Annotated in this window: 17 protein-coding genes; 13 read left to right on the top strand and 4 right to left on the bottom strand. The window is 47.2% G+C overall.

The features are described from left to right. Positions 1–141: 141 nt before the first annotated feature. Complete coding sequence (gene sat / locus HF322_RS01865; protein WP_169391683.1) at positions 142–1,380, bottom strand: sulfate adenylyltransferase; 1,239 nt, start codon at positions 1,378–1,380, stop codon at positions 142–144. A gap of 228 nt (positions 1,381–1,608) precedes the next feature. Here sat and HF322_RS01860 point away from each other — a divergent pair, with 228 nt between their 5' ends. From HF322_RS01860 to HF322_RS01845, 4 genes are all read left to right on the top strand, one after another. Then, complete coding sequence (locus tag HF322_RS01860) at positions 1,609–3,306, top strand: nitrite/sulfite reductase (RefSeq protein ID WP_169391682.1); 1,698 nt, start codon at positions 1,609–1,611, stop codon at positions 3,304–3,306. After that, complete coding sequence (locus tag HF322_RS01855) at positions 3,299–3,904, top strand: DUF934 domain-containing protein (protein ID WP_169391681.1); 606 nt, start codon at positions 3,299–3,301, stop codon at positions 3,902–3,904. Before HF322_RS01860 ends, HF322_RS01855 begins: the two co-directional genes overlap by 8 nt. A gap of 89 nt (positions 3,905–3,993) precedes the next feature. Then, positions 3,994–4,632: a phosphoadenosine phosphosulfate reductase family protein gene (locus HF322_RS01850; protein ID WP_169391680.1), complete on the top strand. Its 639-nt coding sequence runs from the start codon at positions 3,994–3,996 to the stop codon at positions 4,630–4,632. A gap of 180 nt (positions 4,633–4,812) precedes the next feature. Continuing rightward, positions 4,813–5,493 (top strand): YetF domain-containing protein, encoded by a 681-nt coding sequence (locus tag HF322_RS01845; RefSeq protein WP_308811469.1) that lies wholly within the window; start codon positions 4,813–4,815, stop codon positions 5,491–5,493. Here HF322_RS01845 and HF322_RS01840 read toward each other — a convergent pair. Beyond that, entirely contained in the window at positions 5,490–5,969 is a 480-nt protein-coding gene (locus tag HF322_RS01840) for a CinA family protein (protein WP_169391679.1), read from the bottom strand. The genes HF322_RS01845 and HF322_RS01840 overlap by 4 nt on opposite strands. Positions 5,970–5,996: 27 nt before the next feature. Continuing rightward, the gene (locus tag HF322_RS01835) at positions 5,997–6,857 is read right to left on the bottom strand and encodes a hypothetical protein (RefSeq protein WP_169391678.1); all 861 of its coding nucleotides are present in this window, start codon (positions 6,855–6,857) and stop codon (positions 5,997–5,999) included. A gap of 142 nt (positions 6,858–6,999) precedes the next feature. Between HF322_RS01835 and HF322_RS01830 the strand changes: the two genes are divergently transcribed. The 9 genes from HF322_RS01830 to HF322_RS01790 all read left to right on the top strand — a co-directional run bounded on the left by HF322_RS01830 (position 7,000) and on the right by HF322_RS01790 (position 18,479). Further along, positions 7,000–7,956 carry a LysR family transcriptional regulator gene (locus HF322_RS01830; protein ID WP_308811468.1) on the top strand — a complete coding sequence of 319 codons (957 nt, stop codon included), beginning with the start codon at positions 7,000–7,002 and terminating at the stop codon, positions 7,954–7,956. 97 nt (positions 7,957–8,053) lie between these two features. Next, positions 8,054–9,331: an NRAMP family divalent metal transporter gene (locus HF322_RS01825; protein WP_169391677.1), complete on the top strand. Its 1,278-nt coding sequence runs from the start codon at positions 8,054–8,056 to the stop codon at positions 9,329–9,331. 343 nt (positions 9,332–9,674) lie between these two features. Beyond that, on the top strand, positions 9,675–10,565 hold the full coding sequence (prpB, locus tag HF322_RS01820; protein ID WP_169391676.1) for a methylisocitrate lyase: 891 nt from the start codon (positions 9,675–9,677) through the stop codon (positions 10,563–10,565). A gap of 69 nt (positions 10,566–10,634) precedes the next feature. Continuing rightward, a complete protein-coding gene (gene prpC, locus HF322_RS01815) occupies positions 10,635–11,765 on the top strand; it encodes a 2-methylcitrate synthase (protein WP_169391675.1) in 1,131 nt (376 codons plus the stop codon). Positions 11,766–11,781: 16 nt separating this feature from the next. After that, positions 11,782–12,018, top strand: coding sequence for a hypothetical protein (locus HF322_RS01810; protein WP_169391674.1), 237 nt, complete (start codon positions 11,782–11,784; stop codon positions 12,016–12,018). 84 nt (positions 12,019–12,102) lie between these two features. Further along, a complete protein-coding gene (gene acnD, locus HF322_RS01805; RefSeq protein ID WP_169391957.1) occupies positions 12,103–14,724 on the top strand; it encodes a Fe/S-dependent 2-methylisocitrate dehydratase AcnD in 2,622 nt (873 codons plus the stop codon). 52 nt (positions 14,725–14,776) lie between these two features. Further along, positions 14,777–15,955, top strand: a complete 1,179-nt coding sequence (gene prpF, locus HF322_RS01800) for a 2-methylaconitate cis-trans isomerase PrpF (protein ID WP_169391673.1) — start codon at positions 14,777–14,779, stop codon at positions 15,953–15,955. A gap of 90 nt (positions 15,956–16,045) precedes the next feature. Then, positions 16,046–17,893, top strand: coding sequence for an ABC transporter ATP-binding protein (locus HF322_RS01795; protein WP_169391672.1), 1,848 nt, complete (start codon positions 16,046–16,048; stop codon positions 17,891–17,893). 13 nt (positions 17,894–17,906) lie between these two features. Then, a complete protein-coding gene (locus HF322_RS01790) occupies positions 17,907–18,479 on the top strand; it encodes a GNAT family N-acetyltransferase (protein WP_169391671.1) in 573 nt (190 codons plus the stop codon). Positions 18,480–18,485: 6 nt separating this feature from the next. Here the strand turns inward: HF322_RS01790 and HF322_RS01785 are convergent, their stop codons facing one another. After that, the gene (locus HF322_RS01785) at positions 18,486–19,226 is read right to left on the bottom strand and encodes an SDR family NAD(P)-dependent oxidoreductase (protein WP_169391670.1); all 741 of its coding nucleotides are present in this window, start codon (positions 19,224–19,226) and stop codon (positions 18,486–18,488) included. Between the last annotated feature and the right edge of the window lie 48 nt (positions 19,227–19,274).

Here is a 19,274-nt window from a genome sequence, read left to right as displayed (position 1 = left end):
AGTGATGTTAGAAAAACTTCAATATTCAAAATCGGTAAAGGCTTAGTCATGACCGCAATAAGCTGCGTTTTTTACCGGATTCAATAAAGCCAAAAAAGCACTCAAGCCTTGGCTTAAGTGCTTTTTATTAGCGGTCAATCATTAAACGGCAGAAGCGCCAGTTAAATTGATGGTCGCGCGATTTTCTTTTTCGATTCCGGCATAATATTCACGCAGAATTTGCAAGACTTCAGGTCGGCTAAAGTTATCCGGAACGTTTTCATCTTCAGATAAAGCCTTGCGAAGCTTGGTTCCTGAGACTTTAACATGGTGCTCGGCGTCATGCGGACAAGTTTTACTTGACGCCATCGCGCCGCAAGCATTACACCAAAACGTCCAATCGATTTTTAACGGTTGGGTGATCAGATCGTCTTTGTCCAATTTATCAAAAATCGTTTGCGCATCAAACGCGCCGTAATAATCGCCAACGCCGGCGTGATCGCGACCAACGATCAAATGGCTACAGCCGTAGTTTTGACGAAATAACGCATGAAGTAGCGCCTCACGGGGACCTGCGTAGCGCATGTCGAGTGGATAACCGGCTTGAATGACCGTGTCTTGTTTAAAATAGTTGTCAATCAAGGTTTTGATGGCTTCTTGGCGAACGTCGGCAGGGATGTCACCGGGTTTTAGCGCGCCAAGCAGGGAGTGAACCAACACGCCATCGCAAATTTCAATGGCGATTTTGGCAAGATATTCGTGTGATCGGTGCATTGGGTTTCGGGTTTGAAACGCCGCCACGCTTTGCCAGCCTTTATCAGCAAAAATCTGGCGGGTTTCACTTGGGGTTTTGTAAATGTCAGGATACAGCGTTGGAAACTCGCCTTCGCTTAAGACTTGAACCAAGCCTGCAACGTTCACGTCGTCTTGGTCAAGCACCTGCTGAACACCGGGGTGATCAGGATCGGTGGTGGTAAAAACTTGCTGACATTCATGAAGTTTATCAATGCGGTAAGTTTCCTCAACGGTCAAAATCCCCATGATTTCGCCATCAGCACCGACCAAAGCTACCTCATCGCCGGCATTTAACGTGTCAGCGATTTGTTTTGGGGCAGATAAGGTAATTGGGATGGGCCAAAACAGTCCGGCATTGTCGCCGGAGGCTAAGCGCATGTTATCAACGACGCCTTGCCAGTCCGCTTGATTCATAAAGCCGTTTAGCGGGGTGAAGCCGCCAATGCCAAGCATGATTAAATCGCCGCGCTCGCGTGAGCTTAGGGTGATGGTTGGCAAGGATTTAGCACGCAATAGCGCTTGTTTTTTAGCCTCGCCTGTTAACAATAAAGGCTTTAATTCAGGACTGCCGTGCGGGGGTACCAATCGATCAAAAGCTTCGGTCATAATTTATTCTCAAGTTCATGGGCGTTGTGAATAGGCATAGACTAGCGAACTTTGGTTATGAAAATTTATGCTGTCTTTGGATATGGATATGACCGATTTGAATTTATGAATTGATGTTGATGCTTATATGATGTGAAGCGATTGGAATTTTAGCCCTTGATGCGGTTCCAAAACCCAGTTACGCAAATCATTTTCTTTGCTTGATAAATTTGAAATTGAGATTACGTCATGTATCAATATAACTACGCTGACCAAGCTTTGGTTGACGAACGGGTCGCGCAGTTTCGCGATCAAACCGAGCGCTTTTTGGCAGGAAGTTTATCTGAGGAGCAGTATTTGCCCCTTCGCCTGCAAAACGGGCTTTACATTCAGCGCCATGCGCCCATGCTTCGAATTGCCATCCCTTATGGGCTTTTGGCAAGCTATCAGCTGCGAGCGCTTGCGGACATCACCCGCGATTATGATAAAGGCTATGGTCACTTCACCACTCGAACCAACATTCAGCTGAACTGGCCAAAGCTTGAGGACGTTCCGGATATTTTAGCCAAGCTTGCCTCCGTGCAAATGCACGCCATTCAAACCTCCGGCAACTGTATTCGCAACACCACCACCGACCCTTATGCCGGAATCCATCAAGATGAAATCGCCGACCCAAGACCTTATTGCGAGATCATCCGGCAGTGGTCGACCTTTCACCCTGAGTTTGCCTTTTTACCGCGAAAATTTAAAATTGCCGTGATCGGCACCCATCATGACCGTGCTGCCACCCAAGTTCATGACGTGGGATTGCATATCAAAAAAAATGACCAAGGTGAGATTGGCTTTGAAGTGCTGGTTGGCGGCGGTCTTGGCAGAACGCCGGTGATTGGTAAAGTCATCAATGAGTTTTTACCGCGCGAGCATTTGCTGAGCTATTTGGACGCCATTTTGCGTGTTTATAACTTAAACGGTCGCCGCGATAACAAATACAAAGCCCGAATTAAAATTTTGGTTGAGAGCATGGGCGCAAGTGAGTTTGCCCGCTTGGTCAATGAAGAATGGCAAGCCCATAGTAAAGACGGCGAATTAACGCTCAATGACGCTCAATTTGAACGCGCGCAAAGCTTTTTTACCGCGCCAAATTATGACACGATTGATGGTTTAAAAGCCCAAAGCGATCTTAAAGCGCAGCTTGATAACAATAAAGACTTTGCCAATTGGTATTCGCAAAATACGGTTGCTCATAAAATCCCTGGCTACCGAGCGGTGGTGATTTCCTTAAAAGCGGGAATCCAAGACGGCAAATACGTGCCGTCAGGCGATGTCACTGCCGATCAAATGGACGCTTTGGCAGATATTAGCGATAGCTATAGCTTTGGTGAGCTTCGCGGCACTTATCAGCAAAATTTGGTGTTAGCCGATGTTAAAATCAGCGACTTGTTTACCCTTTGGCAACAGCTTAGCAAGCTTAATCTTGCGCGACCTAACATCAATACCTTAACCGACATGATTGTTTGCCCAGGCTTTGATTATTGCTCGCTTGCCAACGCCACCACCCACAACATCGCTGAGCAAATCGAGCGTCAGTTCGATGACTTGGATTATTTGTATGATTTGGGCGAGATTCGCCTGAACATGTCCGGCTGCATGAACGCTTGCGCCCATCACCACGTCGGCGATATTGGGATTTTGGGCGTCGATAAAAAAGGCGAGCATTGGTATCAAATCAGCCTTGGCGGCAACTCAAGCAATGATGCCAAGCTTGGGTCCATTTTAGGAAAAGCGGTCGCAGCTGACGCGGTTGCCAGCACCTTGCAGTCGATTTTGGATGTTTATATGGAGCTTCGCGTTGATGCTCAAAACGATCAAAGCGATCACGTTGAGCGCTTTGGCGAGGTGGTTGCGCGCGTTGGCATCAAGCCGTTTAAGGAGCGGGTCTATGGCTAATCATCATATTTTTAATGCTCATGGTGAGGACATCAGCGAATCTGACAGCTGGCTTGCGCTTCAGGTTGCAAGCCTTCCTGAGGGTGTGGCGCTCGATGACATCACCCTGATTGAAGTGATCAATCAGCAAGAAAAGCATGACGTGTTACTGCCGCTATTTGATATGTTGACAGCTGAGTCTACCGATCATAACGAAAGCTTACTGACCGAAGTTGTCAATTTAATCCGCCAGCATTCCAGCCGATTGGGTGTTTGGGTGGATGCAAGCGAACTTGCCGCTCACATTGACCAGTTAACCGACCTTCAAGATCAGCTGCTGGCGCAAGATTTGATCGTTGTGGTTGTCCCCGCCTTTGCCGATGGTCGCAATTTTAGCGTCATTCAAAGCTTAAGACAGCTTGGCTTTGAAGGGGAAATCCGCGTTGCCGGCGCGTTTGGTCGCGACCAAATTGCTTATTTGTTGCGCGTTGGCACCGACAGCTTTGTGATTAAAGAGCACGATGCCAAAACGGATTTAAGCCAAGCGTTTAGCGCCCTTGCCAGCGCCCATTCTGGAAAAAGCGCGGCAAGTTTGCCTTTATTTGCTAATCACGAGTGATTAAACGCCAGTTTTATTGAACCTTATTTTTTTATTAAACATCAGTTTTAAAACCACTATTCGTTATGTTACCTAAAAAAGGATCTGTTATGAGCCAACTTCATCCAAACCTTGATATCAATGCTGCCAACCAAGAACTTAACGGCAAATCGCCTGAAGCGATTGTTGATTGGGCGCTACAGCAGGCAAAAAACCCCATCATCACCACCAACTTTCGCCCTTATGAAGCCGCGATTTTACATTTGGTTGCCAAAGCTCGCCCTGACATCACCGTACTTTGGGTCGATTCAGGATATAACACCGAAGCGACTTATCAGTTTGCTGACAAAGTCATTCGCGATTTAAACCTAAACGTCATCACTTATATCCCAAAGCAAACCCGCGCCCACCGCGACGTCATCATGAACGGTATTCCAAGCATTGACAATCCACTTCATGAAGAGTTCACCGAACAGGTCAAGCTTGAGCCGTTCCGCCGAGCGTTGGCAGAATTGAACCCTGATGTTTGGTTCAACGCCATCCGCCGCGACCAAACCGAATTCCGTCAAAACCTTGATGTGCTAAGTCTTTCAAAAGATGGCGTATTAAAAGTAGCGCCGTTATTTGAAAAAACCGATGCTGATTTGGACGTTTATTTGGCGGATAATAACCTGCCTAACGAGTTTGATTACTTTGACCCAACCAAAGTTGAAGAGCACCGTGAGTGCGGACTGCACACTCAGTTGTAATTTTAATTTAAGTGTTGAAAAATCCTGCCAAGAGCAGGATTTTTTTATGGCAATCAAAACGTTTATCCCGTTACGAAGCGTTGCAAAATTCAAGCTGTCAGTGGCAAGCAGGGGCAATTATGATGGTGACTTTCTATCCGTAAAAACTATCCGTAAAAAAATGATAAGGTTGATGTTGAAGTGTGGTCTGATATTTTTATTTATGATACAACGTGGGCGCTTGCCAGCCAGATTTTGATCCGCGTGGTCATCATGTTTTGTATGATTATTTTGTTCTTAAGGCTGGCGGGGAATCGCGGCATTCGCCAGCTGTCCATTTTTGAATTGACCATTTTATTGTCGCTAGGCTCTATTGCTGGTGACCCGATGTTTAGCGAAGATTTGCCGCTGATTCAGGCAGTTATTATCATGAGTACGGTGATTTTTTTGTATCGGCTGTTTACGTGGCTGATGGTGAAATACGAGCCGTTTGAAACTTTGCTTGAAGGTCAGCCGATTTATATCATTGAAGATGGGGTGATGACCACTCACAAATCGCGAAAAGGTCAGATGTCACATGACGAGTTTTTTGCTGAAATGCGCGAGCTTGGCGTTGAGCATTTGGGTCAAGTCCGCGAAGGCGTTCTTGAAACCAACGGCACCTTTAGCGTCTTGTTATTTCCACGCGAGGACGTTCGCTTTGGGCTGCCGATTTGGCCGCGAGCTTATGAGGCGGTCACCCAAATTGACAAATCGTGCTGCTATGCTTGTATGTTTTGCGGTCATGTCGATAAAATCATCACCCCAAAAGCGCTTTGCCCGCGCTGCGAGGATTCTTGTCGGCAATGGGCGGTGGCGCTGAATAATACGGTGATCCGCTAGGGCTTATTGGCGCTATCAATCACCTCAATCAAGCTTTTGGCAATTCGGCTGTTGATGCTTTTAAGCTTTTTTTTCGGATGACCGCGGCAAAGGCTTTGAAAGTTGTGGCACTGATGTTGATAATAAATGCTGTAAAAAAACGTCCCAACGGGCTTTTCGGGCGTTTCAGAGCCGCCTTTGGTCAAAAGCCCCGTGCAAGCCACGATAATATCGGCGTCAAATAAGGCAGTCGCGTTTTTAGCTAATGCTTCGGTTACAGGCATGGATTCGGCGGTAAACTCATCGATAAGCGCCTGATCAATTCCTAATGTTTTCGTTTTAATGTTGCCGTCATAACAAACTATCCCGCCAAGCAAAATATCGCCTGAAAATGGGCTTAATGAAAAACGGTGCGCCAAGTAGCCAGCAGTAGCGCTTTCAATAAAGGCAACGGTAAGCTGTTTTTCAGCCAACTGTTCGGCACAAGTGGCGCTCATTGGCGACTCCTTTTTTGTAAATGATTGCTAATTGGTTTCCCGATAAATCGTGGTTCCGGCTTCCTCAGCAAAATCTTGATAACTTAAATTGCTATTTTTTAACTGGCGGTTTTGCTGATCTGTCGGCGCAGGTTTGGTGGTTGCGGCGTTTGGTTTTGGTTCTGTAGGCGGCGTTATCGGATCGGTAGCTGTATTTTTTAGATCAGCACTGCCCTTTTCAAGATCGCCGCTTTGGCTTTGTGGTTCAACCGCAGGTTTTGGATGATTTGGTAACGTATCAGCAGTTTTAGCCGCTGGTTCAGGCGTTAGCGCAATGATGCCAAGGCTATTTAAAATGGCGATCACCGAGCCGCTGATCACCAGACCGCAAATGATACCGACCGCCAATGTCTTTGCTCTTGATGGCGCAGCATCAAGGTTGGCTTTTTTTTGTTTTAAGGTTTTGGTCGCTTTAGCACTTGAAGCTTTTTTTTGCTCAAGATCATCATCTGCTTCATCGTGATCAGCGGCTTTAATTTTCGGCTCGGTTGGCGCTTTTAATGGCGCATTATCAAGATCATAACCAAGATCATCATCGTCAGTTAGATCCTCTATAACGCTTGAGAAGCCAGCATCGTTATCCGTATTTGGGTTAGCGGCTGTTTTGGTCAAATTCGCCGGTAAGGTAAAATCGAGATCAAAATCAAGACCATCATCCTCCGCCCTTGAGGGTTGATTAGAATCAAGAGCGCCATGGTCTTTATTGTCTTTTGCCGGATCGTTTTCAATTTTCTGAACTCGATTTAAAAAGCGCTCATAAATGTCACTGGTTTTGGTACTGAGCTGTTTTTTGGTAAAGGTGGCATGGCTGGCACGAAAGCTTGGCTTGGGGGATTTGGAGTCAGTCATGATGAAAAACCAATCAGTAAAAAGGCGTCTTGAGAGGATAAAGACAATATAGGGCGCCGCGGCAATCGCTTCAAGCACAATTTGTATCAAAGGCGTCATTTTAGGGTAAAATGATTGGTGTAAGCTTAAAAAGGTGATGTTCATGCAAAAACTGGTATTTGATCAGCTTCACGCATTCATAAAGATTGCCGAGCTTAAAAGCTTCAGCCAAGCGGCAAACGCGCTGCAGTTATCGCAGCCAAGCCTGAGCCGAAAATTAAAGCAGCTTGAGGCAAGCCTTGGCACCGAGCTTATTGATCGCTACCACCGACCGCTTAAGCTGACCGCTGCAGGGCAATTTTTTTATGACAAAATCAGCGTGGTGTTGATTGAGATTGACACCATCGGTCACATGACAAAGCGCATGGTTGCCCCAAGTGCCGCCTTAAAAATTGGCTTTGTGCCCTCAGTACTTTATGGCTTGCTTCCTGAAGTGATCGCTATGCTCAAACAAGCTTGCCCCAATCTTGAAGTCAGCTTAAAAGACATCAGCTCCTATCAGCAAATTGCCGCGCTCAAATCCGGCGATATTGACATCGGTTTTGGCAGATTTTCGCATCAAGACCCATGGATTTGTCAGATTTTATTGCGTCATGAGCGTTATGTGGTCGCCCTGCCAAAACATCATGTGCTGGCAGAGGATACTGCGCCACTGTCGCTTAAAGCGTTAACCAACAACCGGCTGATTTTATACCACCAAACCCACCTGCCTGCCCCAACGACCCTAACTTCAAGCGAGTTTGTCAGCGAGCCTTTACTAAACGTATTTGCGCAATATGGGTTAACCCCGATTGCCACCACCAAGGTGAGTGATTTGCAAGTAGCGCTTGGGCTGGTGGCGGCAAATGAAGGCATCACTTTGGTGCCGCAAGCGCTGCAAAGCTTGCGTGAAGGTCAAATTTGCTATCGAAAACTCACTCATGAAGACATCACTTCCCCCATTTATCTGCACACCTTAAAAGACGTTCGCCATCCGGCAGTGAATCAATTGTTGCAAGCGGTTTATCAGGTTTATGAAAAATACGGCATCACCTACCGACCACAGAAATTTGACGACTAGCTACGGTTCAGTCTGATTGCAAGCTTATAAAAAGTAAAAATCCTCCCTCGTTTATGGTACGCTTAGCCTTTTTGTATTTTGATGGCAAAGGGCAATTATGAGGGCACAGCACATTGAGACGGCGCAAAGTGATCATCTTGGCGCGCAAAAGGGCTTTAACTTTCGGATTTTCGGTCCGGGGATTTTAATGGCATCAGCGGCAATTGGCGGCTCGCACCTGATCTCCTCAACCCAAGCCGGCGCGCTTTATGGCTGGCAATTGGCGGTCATGATCATTCTTGCCAACGTGTTTAAATATCCGTTTTTTCGCTTTGGCACCGATTACGTTTATGACACCGGTGAGAGCCTCATTGCCGGTTACGCTCGCAAATCAAAAGCCTATCTTTGGATTTACTTCATTTTATCGGTGCTGTCAGCGGTCATTAGCACCGGCGCGGTGGCATTGATTGCAGCGGTCATTTTAGGATTTATGCTTCCTGCCAGCATTAATTTATCGACGCTAAGCTTATCCATTATCGTCATGGCGGTCTCTTGGGGCTTTTTGATTGGCGGTCATTTTCGGCTGCTTGATAAGCTCACCAAATGGATTATCATCTCCTTAACTGCCGCGACCATTGCTGCAGTGGTGATTGCTGCGGGAAAGCCTACCGTGATGGCGCCTGATTTTATTGCCGCCTCGCCTTGGAATTTGGCAACGCTTGGCTTTATCGTTGCGCTTATGGGCTGGATGCCTGCCCCGCTTGAATTTGCGGCGATTACCTCAATGTGGACGTCGGCAAAAATGAAAACCGATGGCACCAACCATAAACAAGGCTTGATCGATTTTAATGTTGGCTATTTGATTTCGGCGATCTTGGCGCTGTTTTTCTTAGCGCTTGGGGTGTTTGTTCAGTTCGGCTCGGGTCAAGAAATTGAGATTGCCGGCGGCGCTTATATCAACCAGCTCATCAATATGTACACCAGCACCATTGGTGAGTGGTCAAAGCTTTTGGTCGCCTTTGTCGCCTTTATGTGCATGTTTGGCACGACGATCACCTGCGCCGATGGCTACGGTCGCGCCAATGCCGAATGCTGGCGATTGCTTCAAGGTCAGACGGAGATCAGCAAAAAACAAGTGGCTTTTTGGATGACTTATGCCATTGGTGGCGGTTTGCTTATCATTACCTTTTTTACCGGTCAATTGGGTGCCATGCTTAAATTTGCCATGATTTCTGCGTTTGTTTCTGCGCCTGTTTTTGGTTGGCTGAACTACTCACTCGTCAAAAACCATCAAAAATTATCCCCTGCCATGAACGCCTTATCCATTGCTGGGTTGCTGTTTTTAGCCGGATTTGCAGTGCTGTTTTTATTAAATTTAGCGGGAATTGCCGGCTAGCTTTAAGCTAATTAAGCCTAAAATTTAAACGCCTTTAATCTATCGATTAAGGGTGTTTTTTTATGGGAATTAAAAAAGACCTCAAGCTAATTTGTAACAATTTTTATAATTGTAAAAACGGCGATTTTTTAATATTTGGCTTTTGTATGGTAACCGAACGATTTTATGCAAAATCTGAACGTACTATTCATTTTTTAAATATATTTATAATTATTTAACTATCTATTAGTATCATTAAATAAAAGCTGATTTTTGGCTATGGTGAGCGGCGATAATTTTTCGTATAGTAAGTCAAAGCTTATTAAAACCCGCCACCAAAGCCGATAAAAAAACAGGACATTTCATGACAACAAGTTCCGGAGCAAGATTTCGCCAAGCCTTAAGCCACAGCAAAAATGACAATAAACCACTGCAAATCGTCGGTACGATCAACGCTTATACCGCGATGATGGCAACCCAAGTCGGTCATCAGGCGCTTTATTTGTCCGGCGGCGGGGTGGCAAACGCGTCGTTTGGCTTACCTGATCTTGGCATGACCAGCCTTGATAATGTGTTAGAGGACGCCTCAAGAATCACCGATGCCGTTGACACGCCGCTGCTTGTAGATATCGATACCGGATTTGGCGGCGCGTTTAACATCGCCCAAACCGTTAAAAAAATGCAAAAAGCGGGCGTGGCGGCGGTGCATATTGAAGACCAAGTGGCACAAAAACGCTGCGGTCATCGCCCCAATAAAGAAATTGTCAGCATCAACGAGATGGTTGATCGCCTAAAAGCGGCGCTTGATGCCAAGGTCGATGACAATTTTGTGGTGATGGCGCGAACCGATGCGCTGTCCGTTGAGGGTTTGGACGCCGCCGTTGAGCGTGCCGTTGCATTTGAGGCGGCAGGCGCGGATATGATTTTTGCTGAAGCGCTAACCGATATTGAGATGTACCGAAAATTTACCGACGTTTTAAGCATTCCGGTGCTTGCCAACATGACCGAATTTGGTCAGACCGAGCTTTATACCACCGATCAACTATTTACCGTTGGCGTGGATATGGTGCTCTACCCGCTATCGGCATTTCGAGCGATGAACCAAGCGGCGCTGAACGTGTATCAGCATATTTTAACGGATGGCACGCAAGCGGACGTGGTTGACACCATGCAATCAAGAAATGAGCTTTATGATTTTTTAAATTATCACGAGTTTGAACAAAAACTTGACCGGTTATTTGCTGATAAAAAGTAGCCGTGACGCCGTTTTTTTATTTTTTCATTGACGTTTTACCGCCAACATCATCATAAAAAGGATGCCATCATGACAGCAACGAATAAGGAACTTTCAGGAGCAGGACTTCGCGGTCAAGTCGCAGGAAAAACCGCGCTTTCAACGGTCGGTAAATCAGGGTCAGGGCTCACCTATCGCGGCTATGATGTCGCAAGTCTTGCCGAAAAGTGCCAGTTTGAAGAAGTCGCTTATTTGCTGCTTTATGGCAACTTGCCCAATCAACGCCAGCTTGATGACTATAAAGCCAAATTAAAAGGGCTTCGCGGATTACCGACAGCGCTAAAAGAAGTGCTTGAGCGCATCCCAAAAGACGCGCACCCGATGGATGTGTTAAGAACCGGCTGCTCTATGCTTGGCAATTTGGAAACTGAAACGGATTTTGATCAGCAGCAGGACAAAGCCGATCGCATGCTTGCGGTTTTTCCGTCCATCATTAATTACTGGTACCGATTCAGCCACGATGGTAAGCGCATCGAGGTGGAAACCGATGACGACAGCATCGGCGGTCACTTTTTGCACTTATTAACCGGCAAAAAACCAAACGCGCTTCATGAGCAGGTGATGAACGTGTCGCTGATTTTGTACGCTGAGCACGAGTTTAACGCCTCAACCTTTACCGCTCGCGTTTGCGCCTCGACCTTGTCTGATATTCACTCGTGTATCACCGGCGCGATCGGCTCGCTTCGCGGTCACTTGCATGGCGGCGCAAATGAGGCAGCCATGGATATGATTGCCAAGTTTAGCTCCCCTGACGATGCTGAAGCACAAATGCTTGGCATGCTGGCGCGAAAAGACAAAATCATGGGATTTGGTCACGCCATTTACCGTGAGTCTGACCCACGAAACGTGGTGATTAAAGGGTGGGCGCAAAAGCTTGCCCAAGATGTTGGCGATGATTTGCTGTATCCGGTATCGGTTCGCTGTGAGGAGGTCATGTGGCGCGAGAAAAAACTGTTTTGTAATGCCGATTTTTTCCACGCCTCCGCGTATCACTTTATGAATATCCCAACCAAATTGTTCACGCCGATATTTGTTTGCTCACGGTTAACGGGCTGGTCGGCGCATGTGTTTGAGCAGCGCGCAAACAACCGGATCATTCGCCCAAGCGCGGAATATACCGGAGAGGCGCTGCGCGACGTGCCTTCGATGAGCGAGCGCTAATTTTATAAAGGAAAATATGACCAAAGCCGGCAAAGCGAAAACTGCCAAGCCCCAAAAATTTGGGCAATGGCGCGATGATCTCGGCGAGCTTGGCGGCAGCATCCTTAACGACATACTGTTTTTGCCGCTCACTTTATTGCCGATGGCGCTTCTTGCTTGGCTTTTTTTGACTTGGGGCGTGCTTTGGCTTATTTTTCCGCTGCTGTTGATAGTGATTAGCTTATTGATTTGGCTTTTTTATGACCGTAAATAACTTGCCAAAGCCATTAATGCTTAAAAATATTACGTTTAAAACCTAGGAACGCCCGCCATGAGTGACCAAATCTTAATTCAACCGATGAACGATAAGTTTAAAACCCCTTTGCCGGACACTGAGCTTTATTATTTTGATGCCCGCGCGGCGGTTGATCGCATTGAGGCGGGCGCTTATGATAAGCTGTCGTTTTGCTCAAAAGTGTTTTGTGAAAACTTGGTTCGCCGTTGTCTGCCCGAGGGTTTAATGGATGCGCTGCGCCAACATATCGAGCGCCGGCAAGATTTGGATTTTCCGTGGTATCCTGCGCGCGTGGTTTGTCATGATATTTTAGGTCAAACGGCGTTTGTGGATTTAGCGGGGCTTCGTGATGCTATTGCCGCTCAGGGCGGCGATCCTGCCAAGGTGAATCCTATTGTACCAACGCAATTGATTGTGGATCACTCACTAGCCGTTGAGCACGCCGGCTTTGAAGATGACGCCTTTGCCAAAAATCGCGCCATTGAAGAGCGGCGCAACGATGACCGATTTCACTTTATCAACTGGTGTCAATACGCGTTTGACAACGTTAACGTCGTGCCGCCGGGTAACGGCATCATGCATCAAATCAATTTAGAAAAAATGTCGCCGGTGGTGCAAGTGGTGGCAAATGATCAAGGCGAAAAGGTTGCCTTTGCCGACACGCTTGTGGGAACGGACAGCCACACGCCCATGGTTGATGCGCTTGGGGTGATCTCCATCGGCGTTGGCGGGCTCGAAGCTGAAAGCGTGATGCTAGGAAATCCGTCCTTTATGCGATTGCCGGAATTTGTTGGGGTCAATCTGATCGGAGCGCTGCAAAAAGGCGTCACTGGTACCGATTTGGTATTGGCAATGACCGAGTTTTTACGGGACGCAGGCGTGGTGTCCACGTATCTTGAATTTTTTGGGGAGGGCGCTCGCAATTTGTCCGTTGGTGACCGAGCTTCGATTTCCAACATGACGCCAGAATATGGCGCGACCGCTGCGATGTTTTATATCGATGAGCAAACGCTTGCTTATCTGCGCTTAACGGGTCGCAGCGAGTCGCAAGTCAAGTTGGTTGAAACGTATGCCAAGCAAACCGGACTTTGGGCGGATGGCATGGCTGGTGCTGAATATTCGCGCGTGCTAACGTTTGATTTGTCCAAAGTGGTTCGCAATATTGCAGGACCTTCAAAGCCACATGCGCGGGTCTCGACTACCGATTTGGTAACTAAAGGCATTGCCCAAGCAGCGTTTACAGAAAATGACGATCTTATGCCTGACGGCGCGGTCATTATTGCTGCTATTACCAGTTGCACCAATACCTCAAACCCGCGCAACATGATTGCCGCAGGGCTTGTGGCAAGAAATGCCCATGAAAAAGGTTTAACCCGAAAGCCTTGGGTCAAATCCTCCCTCGCCCCCGGCTCCAAAACGGTCAAAATGTATTTAGAAGATGCCGGTCTCATGCCGCACCTACAAGCGCTTGGCTTTGATGTAGTCGGCTTTGCTTGCACTACGTGTAATGGCATGAGCGGCGCGCTTGATCCGGATATCGAGCAAGAAATCATCGACCGCGACTTATTTACCACCGCCGTTTTGTCTGGCAACCGAAATTTTGATGGTCGAATTCACCCCTATGCCAAGCAAGCATTTTTGGCATCGCCGCCTTTGGTGATTGCTTATGCCATTGCGGGCAGCATCCGCTTTGACATTGAAAAAGAGGCACTTGGCGTTGACAAAAACGGCAATCCTGTTTATTTAAAAGACATCTGGTTTGATGATGATGAGGTTGACGCTATTGTGGCAGCAGCAGTCAAACCTGAGCAGTTTCAAGCCGTTTATATCCCGATGTTTGATGAGGCGAAAAAAGACACCGGAATGGCACTATCGCCATTATACAACTGGCGAGACTTAAGCACCTATATCCGCCGCCCGCCGTATTGGGAGGGCGCGATGGCAAGCCAAAATCAGCTGACCGGATTGCGACCGCTTGCCGTTTTGGGCGACAACATCACCACCGACCACTTATCACCATCAAATGCCATTTTGCCGGAGTCGGCAGCAGGCGAGTATTTAAACACCATGGGACTGCCTACTGAGGATTATAACTCGTACGCGACTCACCGCGGCGACCACTTGACCGCTCAGCGCGCCACTTTTGCCAATCCAAAACTTCTGAATGAGATGGTGCGCGATGATAACGGCAATATCATTCAAGGCTCGCTTGCCCGCGTTGAGCCAGGCGGCAAAGTGATGCGAATGTGGGAGGCGATTGAAACCTACATGAGCCGCCGCCAACCGCTCATCATCATTGCAGGTGATGGTTATGGTCAAGGCTCAAGCCGCGATTGGGCAGCCAAAGGCGTCCGGCTTGCTAGCGTTGAAGCGGTTGTTGCTGAAGACTTTGAGCGCATTCATCGGCAAAACCTTGTCGGGATGGGCGCGCTGCCGCTACAATTTGCCGATGGCGTGAACCGAAAAACGCTTGGCATTGATGGCAGCGAAGTCTTTGATGTCAAGGGGGAAATCAGTCCACGCGCGATGATGACACTGATCATCCATAAAACCGATGGCAGTACGATAGAAGCGCCACTTATTTGCCGACTTGATACTGCCGATGAAGTCGATATGTATCACTCAGGCGGGATGCTTCAGCGCTTTGCCAAAGCGTTTATGGGAAATAACCCTCAAGAAGCGTAATATTATAAAAGCGGCTGATTTGAGCCGCTTTTTTTCAAGGATGGACAAATTAATGACCCAAAATAATAAAGTTTCTGCCCCGCAAACCGCCATCCCTGCCCTTTACCTGCGCGGCGGTACCTCAAAAGGTGTGTTTTTTAAGCTGACCGATTTGCCAAAATCTTGCCAAGTTGCCGGATGCGATCGCGATAATTTGCTACTTCGGGTGATTGGCAGCCCTGACCCTTACGGCAAACAAATCGATGGTCTTGGCAATGGCAGCTCAAGCACCTCTAAAGCGGTGATTTTATCCAAATCGGAACTGCCCGACCACGATGTTAATTATTTATTTGCCCAAGTGAATATCACCAAACCCATGATTGATTGGAGCGGTAATTGCGGCAATTTAAGCGCTGCGGTGGGCGCTGCCGCCATTCATTTGGGCTTAGTTGCCAATGTTCCTGAAAACGGGATTTGCGCCGTGCGAATTTGGCAAGAAAACATCGGCAAAACCATCATTGCTCACGTTCCCATTGAAAATGGCGGCGTTCAAGAAATGGGCGATTTTTACCTTGATGGCGTGGCGTTCCCTGCCGCTGAAATCAAAGTTGATTTTATCGATCCGGTTGATGGCGCGATGTTTCCAACAGGAAATGTCGTTGATGACTTTAGCATCCCTGATATCGGTCAGTTTAAAGCCACCTTTATTAATGCCGGAATCCCAACTGTGTTTTTAAATGCTAAAGACTTGGGATTCACAGGAACGGAGCTGCAAGCTGATATTAACGGCAATCCTGACATGCTTGATAAACTTGAAACCATCCGCGCGAATGCAGGCGTTGCGATGGGATTATTTTCCAGTCTTGATGACGCCAAAGTCCGCCTGCATACCCCAAAGCTGGCTTGGGTGGCGCCACCTACCGATTATACCGCCTCAAGTGGCGCAAAATTTTTGGCATCCGATATTGATTTGCTGGTTCGCGCCATGAGTATGGGGCAACTGCATCATGCGATGATGGGAACGGCGGCGGTGGCGATTGCAGCGGCAGCCGCGGTCAAAGGCACGCTTGTGAACATTGCCGCAGGTGGCAAAGATTTGGCTCAGGTGCGCTTTGGTCATCCATCAGGGACGCTATTGGTTGGCGCAACCGTTAATAACAGTGATAACGGCTGGCAGGCAGATCGCGTGACCATGAGTCGATCGGCGCGCCGGATTATGGCAGGTCAAGTGTTTGTTCCGCAAAGTTATTAAAGCGATCTGATCGCCGCTTTTGATCATTGCGCTTTGGCTTTTGTAAAAAAGCGCGTTAAAATGGCAGCTTTGTTTTAATAAGCTGTCATTATGACCTCAAAACCGCGCCGGGTTCCCTTAAATATTCAGCCGCCCCAACAAAAAAGCGAGCGCCGAGCCCTGCTTTGGGAGATTTTAAAAAAACTGGCGGTGTTTGCCAAGCCTTATCGATTGTTAATCGTTCTGACACTGGCACTGACCGTTCTTGGCTCCTTTACCGCTCAGGTTAACGCCTTTGTGCTGCGCTATGCTGTTGATGGCTTAACGGGCATTGTAGGTCTTTCAGACCCATGGCAACAAGGCGCTAAGTTGCTGGCGGTGATCAGCGCCGTGCTGCTTACCAAAGAAGTTGTCTCCGTAGCGCTGTCGTTTGGTCAGCGATATTTTGGCGAAAAAATCCGCATCAATTTGTCCCGCGATTTATCACAAACCGTGATCGAGCGCATTTTAACCTATAAAATGGCGTTTTATACCAGTGAAGATAACGCCAGCGGTAAATTGCAAACGCGGATTGACTTGGGCGTCAGCAGTTTGACAAGTTTGGTGCAAAACTTCTTTATTGACATGCTGCCCTTATTTGCCAATGCCATTGTTGCGCTGGTCATCATGTTTATGACCAACGTTTGGATTGGGCTTGTGGGGTTAATTTTAATCCCCGTTTATTTTGTGATCAGCCAAAAACAAGCGGTTCGGCTGCAAGGATTTCGTCGGCAATTTCGCCGTTACCGTGAGGCAAAAAGCGGTCAAGTGATCTCTTTGATCGGCTCAATCAGCGTGGTCAAATCCTTTGTTCGCGAGCCGATTGAAGCCCAAAAGCATCTTAACATTCAAGATGAGATGACCGACAATCAGCTTAAATCGCGCAGCATTGGCTTTATTTATGATGCCGTGAAAACCTTTATTGAGCAAATCGGCGTGGTGGTCATCATCGTTTTGACCGCTTATTTTGTCATTCAAGGTCAAATGACCATCGGAATGGTGATGTTTCATGTGCTGTTATTTCAAAACGTTGCTGCCCCCATCCGCCAATTGCACCGCATTTACGACCAAATTAACACCGCCCTCACCTACGCCGAAGGCTTTTTTGATATTTTAGAGGATGACCCGCAAATTGAGCCAAAAGGCGGCTTGGATTGCCAGCATATCAAAGGCGACATTGAGGTCAAAAATGTCAGCTTTACTTATCCAAATGGCACCAAGGCGCTCAGTGATGTCAGCTTTAGCATCCGCCCCAATAAAATTACCGCTTTGGTGGGTTTAAGCGGCGCCGGAAAAAGCACCTTGATTAGTTTGTTGGTCAAATTTTATGCACCGGATTCGGGTCAGATTTTACTTGATGGTCATGATTTGGAAGATTATGATACCCAAGCGCTTCGGGGTCAAATTGGGCTGGTGTTGCAGCAAAACCATATTTTTTCAGGGTCGATTGTTGATAATATCCGTTATGGCAATATGGCAGCGACTATGGATGATATTATTAATGCGGCGAAAAAAGCCTCGATCCATGAGCAAATCATTGCGCTCCCTGATGGTTATGACAGCGCGGCAAATAGCTTATCAGGCGGTCAGCAGCAAAGGATTGCCTTGGCGCGAATGTTTTTAAAAAATCCGCCGATTGTATTTTTGGATGAGCCGACCGCAAGCCTTGATGCCATTGCCAGCCAGCAAATCAAAAAAAGCCTCGATTTAATCAAACAAGACCGAACCGTCATTATCGTCTCGCATAACATCGCGCAAATCATTGATGCGGACGATTTGGTGGTCATTGAAAATGGTCGCGTGGTCGAAACCGGAACCCATGAAGATTTATATGCCAAGCGCGGCAAATATTTTGAGATTTTCAGTGCCATGTCCGACAGTCTAAATTTGGCAAAAATCAACTCAACCTTACATCAGTAATCAGGAGCAACTCATGCATCCCGATATTTCTATCAAGCCTTTTGATGATTTAACGGCAATTGATGTTTATCAAATCCTAAAAGCAAGGTCGCAGGTGTTTGTGGTCGAGCAGCACTGCGTTTATCAAGATATGGATGATAAGGATTTTGACTGCCTGCATTTGGTGGCGCACAGCAATGAAGCGCTGATGGGCTACTGCCGAATTCTGCCGCCAGCGCCCAGCAAACTTTTGCCAGAGCTTGGCGCATCCCCCGGAATCGGTCGCGTTTTGGTGCTGCCTGCCTATCGCGGTCAAACGCTTGCCCGCCAAATCATGTTGGACGCCATTAATTACTGCCATAAAAAATACGGTAAAAAGCCCATTATTATCTCCGCGCAATCGTATTTGACCCATTTTTATGAGTCGCTTGGCTTTGTCACTCAAGGGCTGCCGTATTCTGAGGACGGTATTGAGCACATCACCATGGTTTTGATGCCAGCGAAAAAAGTGCAAAAATATCGTGGTGCAGGCGCGCAAGTCATGGTGTTCTTACTGCTTGCGCTTGCCATTGCCTTTATTGCAGGATTGGTTTATTTGATGATTTAGCTAAACTTACCACGCGATCGATTTTCCCGACCAGTCCAAAAAGCTTCCTGATTGCGAAGCATTTAAGGTGGCAAGCACGGCAATCAGCTGCTTTGCGCTAAATTCTGCGGAAAATAGCTTATCTTCGCTGACCCCGCCTTGAAATGGTTTAGATAATGAAGTGTCCACCGTCCCCGGTTGCAGCACTACCACGCAAACATTTTTTAAGCTTCGCTGCCACTCTAAGCTTAAATTTTTCATTCCCATGTTAAGCGCCGCCTTACTCATCCGGTAGCTGTACCAACCCCCAAGTTGATTGTCACTGATACTGCCCACGCGCGCCGAAATGGTTGCAAAAATCGCCGGGTGCTGCTCATTTTTAACTGATTTTGTAAAAAACGGCTTTAACTGTTTGGCAATCAGCAGGCTGGCAAGCGCATTAATTTGCATATTTTTTATAAAAAAATTAGCATCAATTTGTGATAGGGCTTTTTCAGGTTGCTGATGATTTGTGTGCAATAGCCCCACGGCGTTAATGACCCAGTCTAAATGCTCGGAGATTTGATTTATGGCGATAAATGCGTCTTGAATGCTATTCTCATCGCTGACATCCATTGCAACCCAGTGCAAATTTTGAGATTTCAGTATTGGCGGCTTGTAATGATATGTGGCAATCACCAGATCACCGCGATGGATCAATTCGTTAACGATTGCCGCCCCAATGCCGCCTGTCCCACCAATCACCAAGCACGTTTTTTGAAAGGTCATGATTTTTGTCCTTTGATTTTTATTGTTGTTATCAATATATAAAAAAAG

Origin of the sequence: Psychrobacter sp. MF31 (assembly GCF_012847335.1) — a bacterium.
Taxonomy (GTDB): Bacteria; Pseudomonadota; Gammaproteobacteria; order Pseudomonadales; family Moraxellaceae; genus Psychrobacter.
The sequence above is the reverse complement of the archived record's forward strand: the minus strand, read 5'-3'. Positions and strand labels throughout refer to the sequence as shown.